This window comes from Bradyrhizobium sp. 197 (genome assembly GCF_023073375.1).
Lineage (GTDB): Bacteria > Pseudomonadota > Alphaproteobacteria > Rhizobiales > Xanthobacteraceae > Bradyrhizobium.
In genome coordinates, this window is sequence record NZ_JADPJJ010000044.1 from 44,036 (window position 1) to 65,406 (window position 21,371).

Below are 21,371 nucleotides of genomic sequence, written 5' to 3' on the forward strand. Positions count from 1 at the left end.
CGTGCTACGCATTGTCGCGTTCGCGAAATGAACCCGTCGCAATTGCGTCAGCTTTGCTCGGTCTTGTTTTTGGCGGCGCGATCCGATGCCGCGGTCTCGCCACCGCCGACACTCATCCGATTGAGGGATAAGCGCATCCCCTGCGTCGGTGCCGGGGGGCGCTTGGAACTCAGCGTGCGCGAATTGACGCCCATCCAGGAGATCTCCGAGGACAGACGGCCATATTCGATCTTGGGGCAGCGGTTCATCACCACCTTGATACCGACCGATTCCGCCTTCAGCGCCGCCGCATCGTCGCGAGCGCCAAGCTGCATCCAGATCACCGTCGGCAGCGGATCGAGTGTGAGGGCTTCCTCGACCACCGGCATGATGTGGCTGGAGTTGCGGAAAATGTCGATCATGTCGATGGGGCGCCCGATGTCGGACAGCGAGGCGACGAAGGGCTTTCCGAGCAGCTCCTTGCCGACATGGCCGGGATTGACCGGAATCATGTCGTAGCCGCGCTGGGCCAGATATTTGAACGCGAAATAGCTCGGTCGCACGTTGACCGGCGAGGCGCCGACCATCGCGATCGACTTCACGCCGTTGAGGATGCCCCGGATGTAGTTGTCGGGATAGCTGTCGTGGTTCATTGGCTCTTCTTCTTGCTGTCATTGCGAGGAGCGAAGCGACGAAGCAATCCAGACTGTCACCGCGGAGATATCCTGGATTGCTTCGCTTCGCTCGCAATGACGAATTTCACTCGTCCCGCCATGTCGGCGTGCGCTTCTCGATGAAAGCGCCGATGCCTTCCTCGGCGTCGCGCGCCATCATGTTCTCGGTCATCACCTCTGCCGCATAGCGGTAGGCGTCCGCAAGGCTCATCTCGGCCTGGCGGTAGAACGCCTCCTTGCCGAGCTTGACGGTGTAGGCGGATTTCAGCGCGACCTGTTCGGCCAGCGCGATCGCGGCCTCGCGCTCGGTGCCAACGGCGACGACACGATTGACGAGTCCGATCTCGCGGGCGCGTGCAGCCGGGATCGGCTCTCCCGTCAGCAGCATCTCCATCGCCTGCTTGCGCGGCACGTTGCGCGACAGCGCCACCATCGGCGTCGAGCAGAACAGGCCGATGTCGACGCCGGGGGTGGCGAAGCTCGCAGCTTCCGAGGCGATCGCGAGATCGCAACTCGCCACGAGCTGGCAGCCGGCGGCGGTCGCGATGCCCTGGACGGATGCGACCACGGGCTTGGGCAGGTGTACGATCGCCTGCATCATCGCGCTACAAGCGGTCATCATCTCGGCGAAGAAGGCACGGCCGCGATCGGGGTCGTCGCGGCGCGCGGTCAGCTCTTTCATGTCGTGGCCGGCGGAGAAGGCGGGACCATTGGCCGCGATCACGACGCCGCGGACAGCCTTGTCGTCGCGGATCTCATTGAGCTCGGCATGCAGGCTTGCGATCATCGCCTCCGAGAGGCTGTTGCGGGCGGCCGGGCGGTTGAGGGTCAGGACCGCGATGGGACCTATGGTCTCGCGCAGCAGGATCGGCGGTTGCGGGGAGGGGGCGCGGGCGGCCTGGACGGACATCGAAGCGTTTCCGGTTGGATTATTGCGATTGGATGACGCAGATAACTTAATGTAACAGGGGACGTGAAGCGAGGGTGAGGGGTAGCATGGCGTTAGCGAAAATGAGCGTGGCGGATCTCGAGCAGTTTCTCCGCAACGAGTTTCCTCAGGCCTTCAGCGGCGACGACATCACGATCGAGAGCGCGGACGGCCAAGCCTGCCTTTTGCGTCAGCGCTACAGCGAAAGGATGCTGCGGCCGGGTGGAACCGTGTCCGGCCCGACGCTGATGGCACTCGCCGATTTCGCGATGTACGTGGTGCTGCTGTCCGCGATCGGGCCGATCGGGCTCGCCGTGACCACCAATCTCAACATCAACTTCCTGCGCAAGGGTCAGCCCGGGCAGGACGTGCTGGCGGAGGCGCGGCTGCTCAAGCTCGGCAAGCGGCTGGCGGTCGGCGAGGTGAACCTGTTGTCCGGCACTTCGCCCGATCCGATTGCCCATGTCACCTCAACCTATTCCATTCCAAATGCTTGAGCTTTTCGCGGGTATCTCGATACCATATTTTTAACCCGTTGATATTGAACATTTAAATTGCGCCTTTGGGCATTGACCATGGCGCCTCTGTTCTCTAGAAAACCGCTCAGTCCGGTGCGGTGTTCGCGCCGATGCTCCCCGTTCACGGAAACTTTGACATGAAAACCTTTTCGGCAAAGCCGGCTGAGGTGACGAAGAAGTGGGTACTGATCGACGCCAAGGGTCTGGTCGTCGGCCGTCTCGCCACCATCGTCGCCATGCGCCTGCGCGGCAAGCACCTCCCGACCTACACCCCGCACGTTGATTGCGGCGACAACATCATCATCATCAACGCGCAGCATGCGGTCCTCACCGGTCGCAAGCGCGAGCAGAAGACCTACTACAAGCACACCGGCTATGTCGGCCACATCAAGGAGCGCACCGCGCGCCAGATCCTCGAGGGCAAGCATCCCGAGCGCGTGCTCGAGAAGGCCATCGAGCGCATGATCCCCCGTGGTCCGCTCGGTCGCGTCCAGATGGGCAACCTCCGCGTCTATGGCGGCGCCGATCATCCGCACGAGGCGCAGACGCCCGAGAAGATCGACATCGCCAAGTTGAACCGCAAGAACACGAGGGCCGCATAACATGGCCGAATCCATCCAGTCGCTCGACCAGCTCTCGCAGCTCAAGACGGCGGCCTCGCCCGACGCGCCCAAGCACGAGAAGAAGGTCGACAAGTTCAACCGCGCCTATGCCACCGGCAAGCGCAAGGACGCGGTCGCCCGCGTCTGGATCAAGCCGGGCGCCGGCAAGGTCACGGTCAACGCGCGCGAGGTCGAGGTCTATTTCGCCCGTCCCGTGCTGCGCATGATGATCGAGCAGCCCTTCTCCGTGGCCGCGCGTTCCGGCCAGTACGACGTGATCTGCACGGTCGCCGGCGGCGGTCTGTCCGGACAGGCCGGTGCGGTGCGTCATGGTATCTCCAAGGCGCTGACCTATTTCGAGCCGGAGCTGCGCACCGTGCTCAAGAAGGGCGGCTTCCTCACCCGCGACTCCCGCGTGGTCGAGCGCAAGAAGTACGGCAAGGCCAAGGCCCGCCGGTCCTTCCAGTTCTCGAAGCGTTAATCGCTTCGGTCACATTCGCCGCGAAAGCGGCTTCAATGAGATGCAAAAGGGCGCTGATTTCAGCGCCCTTTTTGCTGTTCGTTTGTATGCAAATTGATGGCGTGTTTCCTGAAAAGTTGGGTCTGGATAAAAACCTGAATGGAAGGCGCGAGACATAGCGTCGCATCTGGAAGGGCGCGCAAATCGGCTGAGCCGATCGCGTAACTGCTATGTCTAGAAGGGGGCCGACATGACGTCGCTCGATAGCATCACGCTCTATTTGGTCGCCACCATGATTGCCGCACTGCTCGGCGCCATGATGGTGTTTTTCGGCAGGCAGGAGAACAGCCCTGCGTTGAAATGGTGGGGCACCGCGTATCTCCTCGGCGCCGCATCGGTCGCGCTGTGGACTGCGGCCGGCGAAAAGCTCGGCCCGCATCTTTACCTCGCGCTGAACGCGGTCGGCTTCGTCGCCTGCGGCATGGTGTGGAATGCGGCGCGCGTCTTCCACGGCCGCAAGCCGAACTGGCCGGGTCTCCTGGTCGGCGCGCTCGCCTGGGCCGCTGCCGCTACGCTGCTCGATCCCACGGCGTCCATGCTGCGCATGATCGCGGGCGCCGGCATCGTCTCGGTCTATGCGGCGCTGACCGCGAGCGAGCTCTGGGTCGAGCGGCGCAAGAGCCTGCAACGGCGCTGGCCGGCCTTCGTGGTCCCGGTGATGCACGGCTGCGCCTTGATGCTGCCGATCCTGCTCGGAAGTTTCCTGCGTCCGAACGATGCCGGCTTCTCCGGCAGCATCTGGGTCACCGTGTTCGCGGTCGAGCTCGTGCTTTATGCCGTCGGCACCGTGTTCGTGATCTTCATGCTGGTGTCCGAGCGCACGGTCACGGCGCACCGGACTGCCGCCTCCACAGACCCGCTGACCGGCATGCTCAACCGCCGCGGCTTCTCGGAAGCCTGCGGACGCGTGATCGAGCGCGAGGCCAAGGCCGGCCGTCCCGTCACCGTGATGATCTTCGACATCGATCATTTCAAGTCGATCAACGACCGCTTCGGCCATCCCGCCGGCGACGAGATGCTGAAACTGTTCTCGACCGTCGTCGTCAGCAATCTTCGCATCACCGACATGTCGGGCCGGATCGGCGGCGAGGAGTTTGCTGCCCTCTTGCCCTGTTCGCTGGAGGAGGGCGTGCTGGTCGCCGAGCGCGTGCGCGAGGCGTTCGAGACCTCCGGCGTTGTGGTCGATGAAGGCCCGGTCGACACCACAGTCAGCATAGGCGTCGCCGGCGGTCCGGCCGGCACCGAGCTCGAGATCTTGCTGGCCTCGGCCGACACCGCGCTCTACCAGGCCAAGCGCGGCGGCCGTAACCGCGTCGAGGCGGCGGAGGAACTGCCACTGTCGCTGGAGAACTGGCGCCGCCAGAGCGCCGCGCGGATCGGCCTGCCCAAGACCCAATCCGAGACGCAGCCGGCGACAGCCTAGGCAAAGGAGGCCTGGGGTAAGCCCCTGTTTACCATTCGATCCCTAACATTGCGGTCATGGAATCGATCCGTCGACAGAACCCGCAGGCTGCCCTGATGTCGCTCGAAGCCCGAGCGGCCTCGGCACGCGGCGGTTTCGCCTGCCTCTTCTCTACCGCGGATGAATACGAGCGCGCGCTGATCAGCGCGCGCCGCGCCCAGGGGCGCTATGCGCAAGGCCGCAACTACTGGCCGCTCGCGCTGTTCGCCGGTTGTGCGCTCATGGTGGCGGGCACCGCTCTGCTGCTCGCCTGAGTGGTCTGCATTTTTGGACCGGGCAGGGCGCCGTTTCGGCGCCTTTTTCTTTGCCGCCGGCTGCGCTAGACACGCCCATCGAACGAAAATGGGTGGAAACAGATGATCACCGAGATCGCGCAAATCGACGTCAAGCCGGGCAGCGAGAAGGACTTTGAGGCCGCCGTCGCCAAGGCCAAGGCCGCTTTCGGCCGCTCCAAGGGTTTTCATGGTTTTGAGCTGCACAAGTCGATCGAGAAGCCGCAGCGTTACCGGCTGATGGTGAAATGGGAGACGCTGGAAAGCCACACCGTCGACTTCCGCGGCTCGGAGAATTTCACCGAATGGCGCGGCCTCGTCGGCCAGTATTTTGCGTCGCCCCCGGAGGTCGAGCACACCGAGACCGTGCTCACAGCCTGATGCCGGTCAGGCCGCCTCCGCCAAAGGCGGCGCCTCATACGCTTTGAAATGATCGATCATGACCTTGGCGATGGCAACCAGTGGCAACGCCAGCGCCAAGCCCCAGATTCCGAACACAACGCCGAGCAGGATCTGGAACGCGAATAGCGTGGCCGGCGGGATGTCCAGTGCCTGGCGCTGGAGGATCGGCGTCAGCAAATAGCTCTCCATGGCGTGCACGCCCAGGAAGAGGATGAAGGCCGACAGCGCCGGGATCCAGCCCGAGGCGAGGCTCGCCAGCACCACGACGACCCCGGCAATGATGGCGCCGACGGTCGGGATGAAGGCCAGCAGGCCCGCCTGGATTCCCAGGATGAACGAGCCGGGAATGCCGATGACGGCAAGCCCGATCCAGGTCACGACCCCGACCGCAAGCATCACGACGATCTGCGCGATCAGCCAGCGCTCCAGCGTCTCGCCGATGCGGTCGATGATCAAGGCCACGCGAGTGCGATGCTTCGCCGGTGCAAGAAATAACAAGCCATCGTGATAGACGCTGGGCTGGGCGGCGAAGGCGAGCCCAAGAAACAGCACGATGAAGATGTTGCCGACGGCGTTGATCGTGCCGAGCAGCAGCTTAAAGGTCTGGCTGACGATCGCCCCGCCGCTCGAGGCGAGCGCGCCGGCACCGCTCGGCAATCCATGCGGGGCGGAACTGGGGGCGGACGTCGAGCCAGCGTCGGTGGAGGCGGCGGGTCCGGCATTGCCGAGATCGAACACGCTGGTGTCGATGCCGTGGTTGTCGAGGAAGGACTTTACGTTCGTGATCTGCGACTTGATGGTCTTGCTCAGCACCGAAGCCTGGTCGGCGATGGTAGCGCCGCCGAGATAGCCGACGCCCGCGAGCATTACGGCCAGCGCGGTGCAGACGATCGCGAGCCGGACCGCATGGGGCAGGTGAACGCGCCGCCCAAGCGCGTTGGTCAGCGCGTTGAGGCCAACGCCGAGCAGCATGCCGGTGAAGATCAGGAGCAGGGTGGTGGCAAAATACCAGCTGAACACCAGCATTGCTGCGAACAGCACGATGCCGATGCCCCCGACCGAGATCGACCAGGCCAGATCGTTGCGGGGCCGGGGCCGTTCATCTCTGGGAATGGTCACTTCGGGTCCTTTTCGAGGGCGGAGGGCGGGGCACTCTTTCGGCAAACGCGCTTCCGATCAAGACCGCGGCAACGCGCTGGTTTGACGCTGCCGCGCGAACGGCGCAGAGCGATGAGGAAAGAACAGGTGGGGGACGCTTGAGTTTCATCAGCAAATGGGCCGGTCTGCTTGGGCTTCTGGCCGTGCTCGTGATCGGCGATCAGATCCGGATCAACCGGCCCGGGCACAAATTTCGCCTCACGGTCGAGATGACGACGCCTGACGGGATCAAGACCGCATCCGGCATTCTGGCCGTCGTGCCCGACCGCAACTATAACCGCGGCGGCCACACTACGATGCGCGGGGAGGCGGTCTTCGCCGACCTCGGTCGGGGCAAGAACCTGGTGGCATTGCTGGCACATCAGCAGGGCGGCAAGCTCGACCTCGATGACATCAACTACGTCGCGCTCCGCGCCTATGGCGCCGCGCGCGGCAACCGCGTCTCGTTTAGCGATATCAACCGGCAGACCGGCACCGTTCCGGTGCAGGGCGACCTCATTCCCGTGCTCGTGAGCTTTGGCGATCCCATGGAGCCAAATACCGCGCGCCTTGTTGCCGCCGACAATGCGGAGGCGGTGCTGGGCGACGGCTACTCGATCCGCGGCCTCACCGCCGAGGTGGTGCCCAACGGATTCTGGCCGATGGATTTCGGGGGCGTGCTCGGGGAGCCCGTGACGCGCGGAATCGAGGCAAAACTGCCCTGGCTGGCTGCACAGGGCGAGGCGGCGGCCACCGCAGGGAAGTCCGCCGGCCTGCCCGTCGGCGGCGAGATCGAGGCCCGGGAGGCATTTGCGCGAAAATAGCATTGCCGTCCCGCGAAGCCTTCTGTTGAATTTGTTCCACCCCAAGGGCATGTTTGGAGAATCTTCTTACTGGAGAGGTCGGAACGGGAGATGAGAAAGCCGGTCGTCGGCGTGATCGGGAACGCCCATCGCGTCGAAAATCGATTTCAGGTCCAGATGGTCGGCGAACGCAATTTGCGTGCGGTGGCCGAGGTTTCCGGCGGCTTGCCGGTGATGTTTGCGGGAGCACCCGACATCACCGATCTCGGCGCGCTGCTCGATGTGGTCGACGGGATCGTGCTCACCGGCGCCCGGGCTAACGTCCATCCGACCCGCTTCAATGTCGATCCGTGTGAACGGCACGAGCCCTACGACATTCACCGTGATGAGGTGGCGCTGGCGCTGTCCATCGCCTGTGTGTCCCGCGGCATCCCGCTGTTCGGCATTTGCCGGGGCCTGCAGGAGATGAACGTCGCCTTCGGCGGCTCGCTGCACCCCGAGATCCGCGAAATCCCGGGCCGCATGAACCACCGCATGCCGAGGCTCGAAAACGGCGAGATCCATCCCGATCCGACCGTCGTGTTCGCCGACCGTCACGACGTCGATCTGACGCCCGGAGGCGCGTTCGCAACGCTGCTCGGCTGCGAGAAGATCAGGGTCAATTCGCTGCACGGCCAGGGCATCCTCGATCCCGGCAAACGGGTGCTGATCGAGGGTGTCGCCGAGGACGGCACCATCGAGGCCATTCGCATCGCGGAAGCGCCGACCTTTGCGCTCGGGGTGCAATGGCACGCCGAATACGACCCGCAGTGCAATCCGATCAACCGAAAACTGTTCGAGGCGTTTGGCGAAGCCATAGTCGAACGCCAGCGCGCGGCGGCGTAGTTGAACGCGGTGTCGGAAGCTCTAACGCGAGCGCATTCCGCCCCATCGTTGCGAGCGCAGCGACGCAAATCCTGACAATTTGCATCTCAAGTCGAAGCGCGTTGCTGAGCTCCACATGCCTGCCACGGGTTGCCGCAGTTCGATCCCGTCCATTGCATCGCACAATCGCAACCGCGGACGACAAGCCACCACATTGAGGTTTGGGAGAGGAACACCATATCTTTGGCAAGGGAGCCCTTGCCGTGCAGACCATGAAGGCGGCCCTCGTTGCGACAATCGGCATCGTCGCTTGTCTTTTTTATCTCCTTCCCGGCTCAGCGGAGGAGAATCGTCCTCTTGCAATCACTGTCACGATCGGGGGAGCCATTGGCCCGGCATCGGCAAGCTATCTGAAAGAGGCGTTGGTCAAGGCAGGCGAACGACGCGCCGAGATCGTGATTCTTCGAATGAACACCCCCGGCGGTCTCAACTCCAGCATGCGCGAGATCATCGCAGATGTGCTCGCCTCGTCCGTTCCTGTGATCGGCTACGTCGCGCCGGCAGGCGCCCATGCGGCGAGCGCCGGGACATATATCCTGTATGCGACCCATATCGCAGCGATGGCGCCAGGCACCAATATCGGTGCCGCGACGCCGGTGCAGATTGGCGGACCGCTTCCAGGCCTGCCGAGTGGCACGCCCGACAAGGACGGCAAGGACAAGAAGGACGAACCGAAAGACGCGATGACGGCGAAGGTGACGAACGATGCCGTCGCCTTTATCCGCAGCCTCGCCGAACTGCGCGGCCGCAATGCCGATTGGGCCGAGAAGGCGGTCCGTGAGGCCGCCACCCTGTCCGCCAACGGCGCGTTGCAGGCGCACGCCATCGACCTTGTCGCGCGCGATCCGGCCGATCTGCTCAGGCAAATCGATGGTCGCGACGTCGAGGTTGCGGGCGGCAAGACGCAACGCCTGGCAACGCAGAACGCCGTCATCGAAGCCGTCGATCCCGGGTGGATCTCCCGATTCCTGGCGGTCATCACCGATCCCAACGTCTCGTTCATTCTCCTGATGGTCGGCATCTACGGCCTGATCTTCGAGTTCATGTCCCCCGGTGCAGTCGCTCCGGGAGTGGTCGGGTCGATCTGCCTGCTGCTCGGTCTCTACGCCCTCAATTTGCTGCCGATCAATTATGCCGGCCTCGGCTTGATGCTGGTCGGGATCGCGCTCCTTGCCATCGAGGCGTTCAATCCGACCGTCGTGATCGGCCTTGGAGGCGTCGTCGCCTTCGTGCTGGGTGCCATCATGCTGGTCAGGGTCGAAGCGCCGGGCTACCGGCTATCGTGGTCGGTCATCGCCGTCGTCGCGGCGATGTTCACTGGTTTCGTTCTGGTCGTGCTCGGCGCGCTTCGGCGCGCTCGCCGCGGTCCGCCACGGGTCGGTGCGCAAGCGATGCGAGGCCTGGCCGCCGAGGTCCTCGATTGGAACGAGAAAGAGGGGCACGTCTTTACGCACGGCGAACGCTGGCAAGCGCGCGGCACTGACACCTTCAAGCCCGGCGAGAGGGTCGAGGTCGCCAATATCGTCGACCTGACGCTGGTGGTCCGGCGTCCGGGCGCTGTGAGCGAGGGAGGTCAACTCTGATGTTTGAATATTCGATTTACGCAGTGCTTGCGCTGATCGTCATCATGTTTCTCACCCAGGCCGTTCGCATCCTCAGGGAATACGAACGCGGCGTTATCTTCACGCTCGGGCGCTTCACCGGGGTGAAGGGGCCCGGCCTCATCATCCTCATTCCGATTGTGCAGCAGCTGGTCAAGGTCGACCTCAGGGTAATGGTGCAGGTCGTGCCGCCCCAAGATGTGATTTCGCGCGACAACGTCTCGGTCAAGGTCAATGCCGTTCTCTACTTCCGCATCGTCGATCCCGAGCGCGCCATCATCAAGGTCGGTGATTACATGGCCGCGACCAGTCAGCTCGCCCAGACCACGCTCCGTTCGGTGCTCGGCAAGCACGAGCTCGACGAGATGCTGGCCGAACGCGACAGGTTGAACGCCGACATCCAGGAGATACTGGACAAGCAGACCGACGTCTGGGGCATCAAGGTCACCGGAATCGAGATCAAGGACGTCGATCTCAACGAAACCATGGTGCGCGCGATTGCCAAACAGGCGGAGGCGGAACGGTTGCGGCGCGCGAAGGTGATCAACGCGATGGGCGAACAGCAGGCCGCCGAAAAGCTCGTCGAGGCCGGCCGGATTCTCGCGCAGGAGCCGCAGGCGATGCAGCTGCGTTACTTCGCGGCTCTGCACGACATCGCGGGCGAGCGGTCGTCGACCGTCGTATTTCCACTGCCAATCGGCCTGCTCGATCATTTGATGCCGCGGCGCGAGAACCCGTAGCTGGAAGGTCCTACGCTCTCAAACGAAAAGGCGCCCTCGCGGGGCGCCTTTTGCTTATCGCATAGAGTTCGAGCCCGTTAGCCCGAATAGTACATCTCGAACTCGACCGGATGCGGGGTCATTTCGAAGCGGGCGACCTCGGTCATCTTCAGCTCGATATAGGCGTCGATGAAGTCGTCGTCGAACACGCCGCCGGCCTTGAGGAAGGCGCGGTCCTTGTCGAGGTTTTCGAGCGCCTCGCGCAAGCTGCCGCACACCGTCGGGATCTGCTTGAGCTCTTCCTTCGGCAGATCGTAGAGATCCTTGTCCATCGCCGGACCCGGATCGATCTTGTTCTTGATGCCGTCGAGGCCGGCCATCAGCATCGCGGCGAAGCCGAGATAGGGATTGGCGAGCGGATCGGGGAAACGCACCTCGACGCGCTTGGCCTTCGGGTTCGCCGTGTAGGGGATGCGGCAGGAGGCCGAGCGGTTGCGCGCGGAATAGGCGAGCAGCACGGGGGCCTCATAGCCCGGGACCAGACGCTTGTAGGAGTTGGTCGACGGGTTGGTGAAGGCGTTGATCGCCTTGGCGTGCTTGATGATGCCGCCGATGTAGTGGAGGCAGGTCTCCGACAGGTCGGCGTATTTGTTGCCGGCGAACACCGGTTTGCCGTCCTTCCAGATCGACTGGTGCACGTGCATGCCCGAGCCGTTGTCGCCGAAGACCGGCTTCGGCATGAAGGTGGCGGTCTTGCCGTAGATATGCGCGACCTGGTGGATGCAGTATTTGTAGATCTGCATGTGGTCGGCCATCAGCGTCAGCGTGTCGAACTTCATGCCGAGCTCGTGCTGGGCGGAAGCGACCTCGTGGTGATGCTTTTCGACCTTCACGCCCATCTTGGCCATGGCGCCCAGCATCTCCGAGCGCATGTCCTGCACCGAATCCTGCGGCGGCACGGGGAAGTAGCCGCCCTTGGTGCGGACGCGGTGGCCGAGATTGCCGCCTTCATATTCAGTGTCGGAATTGGTCGGCAGCTCCGAGGAGTCGAGACGGAAGCCGGTGTTGTAGGGGCTGGCGGAGAAGCGCACGTCGTCGAACACGAAGAACTCGGCTTCAGGCCCGACGAACACGGTGTCGCCCACGCCCATCGACTTCACCATGGCTTCCGCTTTCTTGGCGATGCCGCGGGGGTCGCGGTTGTAGGGCTCGCCGGTGGTCGGCTCGAGCACGTCGCAGGTAATGACCATCGTGGTCTCGGCGAAGAACGGATCGATCGTCGCGGTCACCGGATCGGGCATCAGGCACATGTCGGACTCGTTGATCGCCTTCCAGCCGGCGATCGAGGAGCCGTCGAACATCGTTCCTTCGGCGAAAATTTCTTCATCGATCATGCTGATGTCGAACGTGACGTGCTGCCACTTGCCGCGCGGATCGGTGAAGCGCAGGTCGACGTATTTGACGTCGTTGTCCTTGATCGATTTCAGGACGTCTTTGGCGGTCTTCATGCATACCCCTTTTGGCTCTGCGGGTCGGTTTCCAAACTTCAAGCGACCGTGTTCACGCTTCTTGAGGCGCGCGAGGCACAAACAAAACGAGGCCGCCGAAGCAGCCTATTTCTTGTCAGAGTGTCGCCAAAATGCGGGATAGCACCCGGCTCAGATAGCGTCCAGCCCGGATTCGCCGGTTCGGATGCGGATCGCCTCTTCGATGTTGGAGACGAAGATCTTGCCGTCGCCGATGCGCCCGGTTTGCGCGGCGCGGCGGATCGCGTCGATGGCGCGTTCAACCAGATCGTCGCCGATGACGATCTCGATTTTCACCTTGGGCAGGAAGTCGACGATATATTCTGCGCCGCGGTAAAGCTCGGCGTGGCCCTTCTGGCGGCCAAAGCCCTTGGCCTCCGTGACGGTGATGCCCTGAAGGCCAACTTCCTGAAGCGCTTCCTTCACCTCGTCGAGCTTGAATGGCTTGATGATGGCTTCGATTTTCTTCACTGCGCGCCTCCCGGCCTGTCGATCAAATAGCAACGTCTTCGTCAGGATGCGCTTTTCTTAACGCACGATCTTGTCTTCGCTATGCCGGAATAACCTGACCAGTCCGGCAACAACGGCCGGCCACACCATGATATATGCCAGTGAGCACGACGAACCGAAGCGGCTTCCGCGAAAGCAGGGTCTATGCCAAGTTGCAAATGCCCTGATTATTGGAGCGTTATCAGCCTTTTAACGTGCAGCCCTGATAGGTGGCGCCGACCGGCACAAAATACCGAAGACTACGAAATAGGCAAACGGTTCAATATCTGTGCAGATCGTTGTTCCGTCGGATGAGCCGGCACGAAACGTGCCTGTTGAAAAGGCGTTTGGACGGGGAAGTGGCATGGAAGTTCTAACCAACGCCGAAATGCAGCGCGCCGATCAGCTCAGTATTGCGGCAGGCACCCCTGGTTTCAAGCTGATGCTCAGCGCGGGCCAGGCGGTGACGGAGGCCGCCAATGCGCTGGTGGAGGAGGGGCCGATCCTGATCGTCGCCGGCCCGGGCAACAATGGCGGCGACGGTTTTGTCGCAGCTGCCGAGCTCGCCGCCCAGGGCCGCGAGGTCTCGGTGATCCTGATGTGCGAGCGCGACCAGCTTCAGGGCGATGCGGCCTCCGCCGCGCGCGGCTGGAAGCACCCGGTGCTCCCGTTCAATCCGCAGGCGATCGGCAGGCCCGCGTTGATCATCGATGCGCTGTTCGGCGCAGGCCTCAGCCGCCCGGTCGACGGCGAGGCGCGCGCGATGATCGAGGCGATCAACGCCAATGGCGCGCCGGTGCTCGCCGTCGATTTGCCGAGCGGCATCAACGGCACCAGCGCCGCGGTGCTGGGTGTGGCGGTGAATGCCACCGAGACCGTTACCTTCTTTCGCAAGAAGCCGGCGCATCTGCTGCTGCCGGGGCGGATGCATTGCGGCCACGTGCGCGTCGCCGACATCGGCATCGACGCGCAGGTGCTGGACGAGATCGCGCCGCAGATCTTCGAGAACGACCCGGATTTCTGGGGCGCGGCCTTTCCGGTGCCGCGCATCGACGGCCACAAATACGCCCGTGGTCACGTGCTCGCGGTCTCCGGCGATATGGCTGCGACCGGCGCGGCGCGGCTCGCCGCGCGCGGGGCGCTGCGCGCCGGCGCGGGCCTGGTGACCTTGGCCACGCCGCGTGATGCGCTCGCGATCAATGCGGCTGCGCTCACCGCGGTGATGGTTCGCCCCGTCGACACCGCGATCGAGTTCGGCGAGCTCCTCGGCGACAAGCGTTACAACACCTGCATGATCGGCCCCGGCGCGGGCATCGGCGATCGCACCTGCGATTTCGTCCACACGGCGCTTAACGCACAGCGGCATCTCGTGCTCGACGCGGATGCGCTGACCAGCTTTGCCGCGAATCCCGAGCGGCTGTTTGAATCGATCAGGTCCTCGCAGGACAAGGCGGTGGTGCTGACGCCGCACGAGGGCGAGTTTCCACGCCTGTTCTCCGACCTCAGCAACAAATATCCGGGCCGCTCGAAGATCGAGCGTGTGCGCGCCGCCGCCGAGCGCTCCGGCGCGGTCGTACTGCTGAAGGGCCCGGACACCACGATCGCCGCGCCCGACGGCCGCGCCACTATCGCCGCCAACGCGCCGCCCTCGCTCGCCACCGCCGGCGCCGGCGACGTGCTCGCCGGCATCGTCGCCGGTCTCCTTGCGCAAGGCGTGCCGGCATTCGAAGCCGCCAGCATCGCGGTGTGGATGCATGGCGAGGCCGGGAGTGAAGCGGGGCCGGGGCTGATTGCGGAGGACCTGACCGAAACGCTGCCGGCCGTGCACCGGCGAATCTATAACGCGCTGGGGATCGAATACTAATGCTCAGGCAACTCGCGCTCACCGATATGGGCGCGACTGCGCGAGTTCACCGGGCCGCATTCGACCATGCGATGCCCTGGCTCGTTGGGCTGCACACGCCGGACCAGGACCGCTGGTTCTACCGTGAGCGTGTCTTCGCGACATGCCGCGTGTGCGGACACTTCGACGGCGATGTACTGAGCGGGATCATCGCTTTCCGTGACGGCTGGATTGAGCAGCTTTACGTGCTTCCTGCTGTTCAAGGGCGCGGCGTCGGCACCGAACTCCTCGATGTCGCCAAGCATGCCTGCGAACGGCTGGAGCTCTGGACCTTTCAGCGCAACGCGTTGGCGCGGCGTTTCTATGAAACGCGCGGGTTCACGCTGATCGAGCAGACCGACGGGGCCGGAAACTAGGAGAAAGAACCCGACGCCCGCTATCTTTGGACGCGCGATCGGCTTGATCTGCAGTCCATTGTAGTCTAAAAACTACATGTGATCGAACTCAAGCAGACTGAGACGTTTCGAAAGTGGCGATTGCGTCTCAGGGATGAGCGCGCCAGGGCGCTGATTGCTTCACGCTTGGATCGGCTCGCGCAGGGGCATGCTGGCGATGCTGAGCCCGTGGGCGACGGGATCAGTGAACTGCGTATTCATTACGGCCCCGGCTATCGCGTCTATTTTCAGAAGCGGGGCAACACAATCATCGTTCTGCTTTGTGGCGGCGACAAGGGCACGCAGGCGAAAGACATCAAGACGGCAAAGCGATTTGCCAAGACCTGGAGTGGATGAGATGGGCGAGAAGCTGTCGACCTATGATCCGGCTGAAGATCTTCAGTCCGATGAGGCCATGGCCGTGTTCATGGAAGAAGCTTTCAAGACCGAGGATGCGGCCTATATCGCGCATGCCCTTGGTGTTGTCGCCCGGGCCAAGGGAATGACGCAGATTGCCAAGGACACCGGCCTTTCTCGCGAGCAGCTCTATCGCTCGTTCAGCACAAACGGCAATCCGACTCTCAAGACAACAATCGCGGTGATGAAGGCGCTTGGGATCGAGCTCACGGCCAAGCCGCATACCTAGCCGGCTCTCACTCCACCCCGTACCAGCGCACCAGCCGCGGTGCGGCCCAGTCGGTTGCGACGGATTCGATCAGCCATCGCCCGGGGGAGGCCGCAGCGAATGCGATGCGCTGGGTCTGGCCGGGTTCGATCGCGAGCGTGTCGAGCCAATAGGGCTTCCAGCCGTCGTCGAGCTTGTCGAGCAGGCGGAAATGGTGGCCGTGCAGGTGGAACACGGATGCGACCGGCCCGGGGTTCTTCAGCGCCAGCACGATGGTGCGGCCGGCCTTGGCGCGGAAGGCAGGAGCAGAGGACGTCGAGAAATTAGCAGGCCGTATCCACCCGGCGTCGGGTGCGCCGAGCGCGACATCGAACCGCAGGGCGCCTTTCAGATCGAGTCGGTCAGGCAGGTCATTTGACGGGAGCGGCTGTGGCGGCGCTAGTGGCACGCGCCGTTCCTGCTTGCCCGAGATCACGAGGCCGCCAACCTGGCGCCCCTCCTTGCCGTCATGCAGCAGGAATGAGGCCGAGGCGGCCGCATCGACAAAGGCGTCGGCGCGTGCGCCCGGGGCCAGCACGAGAGCGCCGCTGCGTGCCGAAAACGGCTCGGCCGGCTGTCCGTCGAGGGCGATCACGTGGACCTCGTGGCTTTCCAATTTGATCGCCAGAACAGAACGTTGCGAGCCATTGATAAAGCGCAGCCGCAGCCGTTCATTGGCCGCGGCTGAGAGTTCGAATGAAGTCCGCCCGTTGATTGTATAGAGCGGGGTCGTGTCCTTGGGGTCCCGGCCCGGGGGGAGCGCGGTGCCATCCGGCCGCAGCCGCCATTCCTCGATCAAGAGGACCACGTCACGATCGACGGCGACCGGGTTGGTCTCGGCGGCGATGATCGGAAGCGGGCGCGCAGGCTGCTTCAGGCCGTCTTCGAAGAAACGGAAGTCGGCCAGCAGGGTTCCGGCGCTTGGTATTGAAATGATTGATGTTTCAGTCGCGTCCGGCGCAGTCGGCGCGCGACCGCGGAGCGGGTCGGCCGCGGCCGGGCCATTGAGGCCGTACCAGACTGGTGCAAGCGGCACAGGCAGCTCGTTGCGGAAGACCACCTCGCAGCGGTCGCCACGCTTGAGACGAACGTCCCCGAGGTGGCTTACGGCGGCCAGCTCCCAGATCGGTGTAGGCGGTTGACCCGGCCTCAGAGCCAGGGTTGTCGGCCTTGCCTGAAGGGCGAGCTGGGTGGTCACGAGTGGGCCTGCGCCGCCCACCATCAGCCCGGCCGCCGAGGCTCCAAAGCTGGCCAAAACCTCGCGCCTCGTCAGGGCAAAGATCCGCGTTTTCATGGGCCGATCCGGACCACGGCGCGGTGGATAAGTCCAGCCGCCGTGCCTACTTGAAGCGTGCCGCCAAGCGGCCATTTTTTTGCTGCGAACAGGCGGGCCCATGTTATAAGCCCGCCGCCCGCGGCATCGCGGCCGGTCTTGATGCAAATTTACGCGGGCGTGGCGGAACTGGTAGACGCGCTGGATTTAGGTTCCAGTGACGAAAGTTGTGGGGGTTCGAGTCCCTCCGCCCGCACCAAGCGCTTTCAGCGTTTGCACGGATTACGCGACCTGCTCCCGCGCGGATGTTTGTCCGCCTGAAGCCGGTCCGATGAACCATCGGCGTTGAGGCGTTTGCCTCGCGCCGGATCGATTAATGACAGCGTCCCGACGCATGCGCGCCGAGACCGAACGAGAAGAAGATTGGACGCCATGCAGGTCACAGAAACCCTCTCGGAAGGTTTGAAGCACGAGTTCAAGATCAGCGTTCCCGCGTCTGATCTCGACGCCAAGGCTGGTGCCAAGCTCGTCGACCTCAAGGACAAGGTCAAAATCAATGGCTTCCGTCCCGGCAAGGTGCCGGTCACGCACCTCAAGAAGGTCTATGGCCGCTCGGTGATGGCCGAGACCATCGACCAGACCATCCGCGACACCAACACGCAGCTGTTCTCCGAGCGCGGCTTCCGCCTTGCGACCGAGCCGAAGATCACCATGCCGACCGAGCAGGCCGAGGTCGAGGAGCTGCTCAACGGCAAGACCGATCTGACCTACACGGTTGCGATCGAGGTAGTGCCGTCGATTGCGCTCGCCGACTTCAAGTCCTTCGAGGTCGAGAAGCCCGTCGCCGAAGTCACCGACGCCGACGTCGACGAGGCGATCAAGCGCGTCGCCGATTCGAATCGCGGCTATGCCGCGAAGGCCGAGGGCGCCAAGGCCGAATCGGGTGATCGCGTCACCATCGCTTTCAAGGGCACCATCAACGGCGAAGCCTTCGAGGGCGGCGCCGGCGAGGGCATCCAGGTCGTGATCGGCTCCAACACCTTCATCCCCGGCTTCGAGGAGCAGCTCACCGGCATCGCCGCCAACGAGACCCGCACGCTGAAGGTGGCGTTCCCCAAGAACTATATGAACGACAAGCTCGCCGGCCAGCCGGCCGAGTTCGAGACCACCGCGACGCTGATCGAGGCGCCGCAGGATCTCGCGATCGACGACGAGTTCGCCAAGACGCTCGGCCTCGAATCGCTGGACAAGCTGAAGGAAGCGGCGCGCGAGCGGCTGGTCGCCGAGTTCGCGACCGCGACGCGCCAGCGCGTCAAGCGCGCGCTGCTCGACCGCCTCGACGAGGCGCATCGATTCGAGGCGCCGCCCTCGCTGGTCGACGAGGAGTTCAATCTGATGTGGAACTCGGTGAAAGCCGAGATGGACTCCGCCGGCAAGACCTTTGCCGACGAGGACACCACTGAAGACGCCGCCAAGGAAGAGTACCGCAAGATCGCCGATCGCCGCGTGCGGCTCGGCCTCGTGCTCTCCGAGATCGGCGAGAAGAACAAGATCAGCGTGACCGACGACGAGGTCGGCCGCGCCGTGATCGAGCGGGCGCGCTCGATGCCCGGCCGCGAGAAGGAAGTCTGGGACTATTACCGCAGCAACGCCCAAGCGTTGGCCCAGCTTCGTGCACCGATCTATGAGGACAAGGTCGTCGACTTCATCCTCGAGCTCGCCAAGGTGACCGAGAAGAAGGTCTCGCGCGACGACCTCTACAAGGACGACGAGGCGGAAAAGACCGCCGCCTGAAGGCTCCAGGAGGGCCCTCCATAGAGCCTTCCATTAAGGATGATCAGCGAAGAGGTCGAGCTAGCCAGGTGGCCGGCTGGGCCTCTTTGTACGAATCAGCTTCAAGTGCCTCACGGATTAAGCCTTAATTCGCTCCGCACTTGTCAGGCGCGAATTGGGCTATATCTGTCGGTACGCCTTCTGCTTCTACCAAGTTCTTCTACCAAGTTCCTGCATCACGGGACGTCCATCGGCCTTCCGGCACATCCAGCGAAACTGGCAGCCAAGACTGGCGATGTCCGCCTCTTCAAAACCCTAGGTGACTCATGCGCGATCCGGTTGAAACCTACATGAACCTCGTGCCGATGGTGGTCGAGCAGACCAACCGTGGCGAGCGCGCCTACGACATTTTCTCGCGCCTTCTGAAAGAGCGCATCATCTTCCTGACCGGACCGGTCGAGGACGGCATGTCGACGCTGATCGTCGCGCAGCTGCTGTTCCTTGAGGCGGAAAATCCGAAGAAGGAAATCTCGATGTACATCAACTCGCCGGGCGGCGTGGTGACGTCGGGTCTCGCGATCTACGACACCATGCAGTTCATCCGCCCGCCGGTCTCGACGCTGTGCACGGGCCAGGCCGCCTCGATGGGCTCGCTGTTGCTTGCTGCCGGCGAAAAGGACATGCGCTTCTCGCTGCCGAACGCGCGCATCATGGTGCATCAGCCCTCCGGCGGCTTCCAGGGCCAGGCTACCGACATCATGCTGCACGCCCAGGAAATCCTGAACCTGAAGAAGCGGCTCAACGAGATCTACGTGAAGCACACCGGCCAGACCTACAAGGCGATCGAGGACGCGTTGGAACGCGACAAGTTCCTGACCGCGAGCGATGCCAAGGAGTTCGGTCTGGTCGACAGGGTCATCGACAAACGCGCCGAAGAGGCGTCGGCGAAGACTCCGTAGCACTACGGTCACGGCGATCCCTCCGGGGAATGCCGTGCATCCATCAGGGTGCGTTCACGTTAAAGACACGTGTGCGCGTCGCAAAAACGCAGTTTTGCGCCCTGCGACAGGCAGAAAGTTCCGCTTTCGTGCTTGTTTTTCGTGGCAATCCAGCAACGCCGGGGTGATTTCGATCACTTCGCCCGTGCCAAGACCGGAAATCACGGTATTGTCACGGGTAGCCGGCGACCCCCGATTAGCGAATTCTTGATAGTCGGGTGACAGCATGGTTGGCTACGAACGATCGGCTATGATCGCGGGAGAATTGAGACCGTGATTCGCACGGGATGTAACGCGTAGGGTCTTTTTTGGTACGGAATTTGCTCTATTTAAGCTTCATGCCGATCATCGTGTCGGAATGGAGCGATCGAGCGGAACGGGATCGAACCGCGGACGGAGACATGAATGAGTAAGGTCGGCACGAGCGACTCCAAGAATACGCTGTATTGCTCGTTCTGCGGCAAGAGCCAGCACGAAGTCCGTAAACTGATCGCGGGTCCCACGGTCTTCATTTGCGACGAGTGCGTTGAGCTCTGCATGGACATCATCCGCGAGGAGAACAAATCCTCGCTCGTGAAGTCGCGCGACGGCATTCCGACGCCGAAGGAAATCTGCAAGGTCCTGGACGATTACGTGATCGGGCAGAGCCATGCGAAGAAGGTCCTGTCGGTCGCGGTGCACAATCACTACAAGCGCCTCAACCACCAGACCAAGCACAACGACGTCGAGCTTGCGAAGTCGAACATCCTGCTGATCGGTCCGACCGGCTCGGGCAAGACGCTGCTCGCGCAGACGCTCGCCCGAATCCTGGACGTGCCGTTTACGATGGCGGACGCGACGACGCTGACCGAAGCCGGCTATGTCGGCGAGGACGTCGAGAACATCATCCTGAAGCTGCTCCAGTCCGCCGATTACAATGTCGAGCGCGCCCAGCGCGGCATCGTCTACATCGACGAAATCGACAAGATCAGCCGCAAGTCCGACAATCCCTCGATCACGCGCGACGTGTCAGGTGAGGGCGTGCAGCAGGCGCTGCTCAAGATCATGGAAGGCACGGTGGCTTCGGTCCCGCCGCAGGGCGGCCGCAAGCATCCGCAGCAGGAATTCCTGCAGGTGGACACCACCAACATCCTGTTCATCTGCGGTGGTGCGTTCTCCGGCCTTGAAAAGATCATTTCGGCACGCGGACGTTCGACCTCGATCGGCTTCGCCGCTCAGGTGCTGGCGCCGGAAGACCGCCGTACCGGCGAAATCTTCCGTCACGTCGAGCCTGAGGATCTCCTGAAGTACGGGCTGATCCCGGAATTCGTCGGCCGTCTGCCTGTCGTGGCGACGCTGGAGGATCTGGACGAGGCTTCGCTCAAGAAGATTCTGGTCGAGCCGAAGAACGCGCTGGTGAAACAGTACCAGCGGCTGTTCGAGATGGAGAACATCGAGCTGACCTTCGCCGACGAGGCGCTTGGCGCGGTGGCCCGCAGGGCGATCGAGCGCAAGACCGGTGCGCGCGGACTGCGTTCGATCCTCGAGGCGATCCTGCTCGAGACCATGTTCGACCTGCCGGGCCTCGAAGGTGTGGAAGAAGTCGTGATTTCGCGCGAAGTCGTGGAAGGAACGGCGCGTCCGCTCTACATCTACGCCGATCGGTCCGATCGCGCCGTCGAGAACGCCAGCGCCTGATTTGCGGCGCTGGAACGCTCCAATCGTCTCATCAATTGAGGGCTGCGGAAAGTACCTCCGCAGCCGGTGTTGTGTCGCTTATTTGCGTGCGTAAGCGCCTGATGGCGCGCGTCTTTCAATGACTTGACACCCCCCGGGTCGATAGCCACCTAA

At 63.2% G+C, this 21,371-nt stretch carries 23 protein-coding genes and 1 tRNA gene; 18 read left to right on the forward strand and 6 right to left on the reverse strand.

All coding sequences use genetic code 11. The annotated features are described in order from the left end of the window. Positions 1–47: 47 nt before the first annotated feature. Both IVB27_RS09865 and IVB27_RS09870 read right to left on the reverse strand, forming a co-directional pair. Positions 48–632, reverse strand: a complete 585-nt coding sequence (locus IVB27_RS09865) for a CoA-binding protein (protein WP_247349378.1) — start codon at positions 630–632, stop codon at positions 48–50. Between the two features lie 106 nt (positions 633–738). Continuing rightward, on the reverse strand, positions 739–1,563 hold the full coding sequence (locus IVB27_RS09870) for an enoyl-CoA hydratase (protein ID WP_247349376.1): 825 nt from the start codon (positions 1,561–1,563) through the stop codon (positions 739–741). An 86-nt stretch (positions 1,564–1,649) separates the two neighbouring features. Between IVB27_RS09870 and IVB27_RS09875 the strand changes: the two genes are divergently transcribed. From IVB27_RS09875 to IVB27_RS09900, 6 genes are all read left to right on the forward strand, one after another. Further along, positions 1,650–2,078: a PaaI family thioesterase gene (locus IVB27_RS09875; RefSeq protein ID WP_247443241.1), complete on the forward strand. Its 429-nt coding sequence runs from the start codon at positions 1,650–1,652 to the stop codon at positions 2,076–2,078. 158 nt (positions 2,079–2,236) lie between these two features. Beyond that, positions 2,237–2,701: a 50S ribosomal protein L13 gene (gene rplM, locus IVB27_RS09880; protein WP_247443243.1), complete on the forward strand. Its 465-nt coding sequence runs from the start codon at positions 2,237–2,239 to the stop codon at positions 2,699–2,701. Between the two features lies 1 nt (position 2,702). Continuing rightward, positions 2,703–3,182 carry a 30S ribosomal protein S9 gene (gene rpsI / locus IVB27_RS09885; protein WP_247443245.1) on the forward strand — a complete coding sequence of 160 codons (480 nt, stop codon included), beginning with the start codon at positions 2,703–2,705 and terminating at the stop codon, positions 3,180–3,182. A 229-nt stretch (positions 3,183–3,411) separates the two neighbouring features. Next, positions 3,412–4,644, forward strand: a complete 1,233-nt coding sequence (locus IVB27_RS09890) for a GGDEF domain-containing protein (RefSeq protein ID WP_247443247.1) — start codon at positions 3,412–3,414, stop codon at positions 4,642–4,644. 56 nt (positions 4,645–4,700) lie between these two features. Continuing rightward, entirely contained in the window at positions 4,701–4,937 is a 237-nt protein-coding gene (locus tag IVB27_RS09895; RefSeq protein ID WP_247443256.1) for a hypothetical protein, read from the forward strand. A 102-nt stretch (positions 4,938–5,039) separates the two neighbouring features. After that, the gene (locus tag IVB27_RS09900) at positions 5,040–5,336 is read left to right on the forward strand and encodes an antibiotic biosynthesis monooxygenase family protein (RefSeq protein WP_247443260.1); all 297 of its coding nucleotides are present in this window, start codon (positions 5,040–5,042) and stop codon (positions 5,334–5,336) included. A gap of 6 nt (positions 5,337–5,342) precedes the next feature. Here IVB27_RS09900 and IVB27_RS09905 read toward each other — a convergent pair whose 3' ends face one another. Then, the gene (locus IVB27_RS09905) at positions 5,343–6,476 is read right to left on the reverse strand and encodes an AI-2E family transporter (RefSeq protein WP_247443261.1); all 1,134 of its coding nucleotides are present in this window, start codon (positions 6,474–6,476) and stop codon (positions 5,343–5,345) included. 137 nt (positions 6,477–6,613) lie between these two features. Here IVB27_RS09905 and IVB27_RS09910 point away from each other — a divergent pair, with 137 nt between their 5' ends. The 4 genes from IVB27_RS09910 to IVB27_RS09925 all read left to right on the forward strand — a co-directional run bounded on the left by IVB27_RS09910 (position 6,614) and on the right by IVB27_RS09925 (position 10,562). Next, a complete protein-coding gene (locus IVB27_RS09910) occupies positions 6,614–7,318 on the forward strand; it encodes a hypothetical protein (protein WP_247443263.1) in 705 nt (234 codons plus the stop codon). Between the two features lie 90 nt (positions 7,319–7,408). Further along, on the forward strand, positions 7,409–8,182 hold the full coding sequence (locus IVB27_RS09915) for a gamma-glutamyl-gamma-aminobutyrate hydrolase family protein (RefSeq protein WP_247443265.1): 774 nt from the start codon (positions 7,409–7,411) through the stop codon (positions 8,180–8,182). Positions 8,183–8,424: 242 nt separating this feature from the next. Then, positions 8,425–9,804 (forward strand): NfeD family protein, encoded by a 1,380-nt coding sequence (locus tag IVB27_RS09920; RefSeq protein ID WP_247349363.1) that lies wholly within the window; start codon positions 8,425–8,427, stop codon positions 9,802–9,804. Next, entirely contained in the window at positions 9,804–10,562 is a 759-nt protein-coding gene (locus IVB27_RS09925; RefSeq protein WP_456649665.1) for a slipin family protein, read from the forward strand. The genes IVB27_RS09920 and IVB27_RS09925 overlap by 1 nt, the downstream gene beginning before the upstream one ends. Positions 10,563–10,639: 77 nt before the next feature. On the opposite strand, the gene glnA is transcribed toward IVB27_RS09925, so the two are convergent. Together glnA and IVB27_RS09935 are read right to left on the reverse strand one after the other, a co-directional pair. Beyond that, positions 10,640–12,049, reverse strand: coding sequence for a type I glutamate--ammonia ligase (gene glnA / locus IVB27_RS09930; RefSeq protein WP_247443273.1), 1,410 nt, complete (start codon positions 12,047–12,049; stop codon positions 10,640–10,642). Between the two features lie 150 nt (positions 12,050–12,199). Beyond that, entirely contained in the window at positions 12,200–12,538 is a 339-nt protein-coding gene (locus tag IVB27_RS09935) for a P-II family nitrogen regulator (RefSeq protein ID WP_007603495.1), read from the reverse strand. 382 nt (positions 12,539–12,920) lie between these two features. Between IVB27_RS09935 and IVB27_RS09940 the strand changes: the two genes are divergently transcribed. The 4 genes from IVB27_RS09940 (at position 12,921) to IVB27_RS09955 (ending at position 15,479) form a co-directional block, all read left to right on the forward strand. After that, on the forward strand, positions 12,921–14,420 hold the full coding sequence (locus IVB27_RS09940; RefSeq protein WP_247443276.1) for an NAD(P)H-hydrate dehydratase: 1,500 nt from the start codon (positions 12,921–12,923) through the stop codon (positions 14,418–14,420). Next, positions 14,420–14,815 carry a GNAT family N-acetyltransferase gene (locus IVB27_RS09945; protein WP_247443278.1) on the forward strand — a complete coding sequence of 132 codons (396 nt, stop codon included), beginning with the start codon at positions 14,420–14,422 and terminating at the stop codon, positions 14,813–14,815. The genes IVB27_RS09940 and IVB27_RS09945 overlap by 1 nt, the downstream gene beginning before the upstream one ends. 78 nt (positions 14,816–14,893) lie before the next feature. Beyond that, complete coding sequence (locus IVB27_RS09950; protein ID WP_247443281.1) at positions 14,894–15,190, forward strand: type II toxin-antitoxin system RelE/ParE family toxin; 297 nt, start codon at positions 14,894–14,896, stop codon at positions 15,188–15,190. A 1-nt stretch (position 15,191) separates the two neighbouring features. Next, positions 15,192–15,479 carry an addiction module antidote protein gene (locus IVB27_RS09955; RefSeq protein WP_211398060.1) on the forward strand — a complete coding sequence of 96 codons (288 nt, stop codon included), beginning with the start codon at positions 15,192–15,194 and terminating at the stop codon, positions 15,477–15,479. Positions 15,480–15,486: 7 nt separating this feature from the next. On the opposite strand, the gene IVB27_RS09960 is transcribed toward IVB27_RS09955, so the two are convergent. After that, entirely contained in the window at positions 15,487–16,791 is a 1,305-nt protein-coding gene (locus IVB27_RS09960; RefSeq protein WP_247443300.1) for a multicopper oxidase family protein, read from the reverse strand. A gap of 153 nt (positions 16,792–16,944) precedes the next feature. Between IVB27_RS09960 and IVB27_RS09965 the strand changes: the two genes are divergently transcribed. The 4 genes from IVB27_RS09965 to clpX all read left to right on the forward strand — a co-directional run bounded on the left by IVB27_RS09965 (position 16,945) and on the right by clpX (position 21,218). After that, positions 16,945–17,029, forward strand: a tRNA-Leu gene (locus IVB27_RS09965). Between the two features lie 173 nt (positions 17,030–17,202). After that, positions 17,203–18,564: a trigger factor gene (tig, locus tag IVB27_RS09970; RefSeq protein WP_247443284.1), complete on the forward strand. Its 1,362-nt coding sequence runs from the start codon at positions 17,203–17,205 to the stop codon at positions 18,562–18,564. Between the two features lie 305 nt (positions 18,565–18,869). Further along, a complete protein-coding gene (locus IVB27_RS09975) occupies positions 18,870–19,502 on the forward strand; it encodes an ATP-dependent Clp protease proteolytic subunit (protein WP_247349357.1) in 633 nt (210 codons plus the stop codon). A 444-nt stretch (positions 19,503–19,946) separates the two neighbouring features. Continuing rightward, the gene (gene clpX, locus IVB27_RS09980; protein ID WP_045003136.1) at positions 19,947–21,218 is read left to right on the forward strand and encodes an ATP-dependent Clp protease ATP-binding subunit ClpX; all 1,272 of its coding nucleotides are present in this window, start codon (positions 19,947–19,949) and stop codon (positions 21,216–21,218) included. The last annotated feature ends 153 nt before the right edge of the window (positions 21,219–21,371 follow it).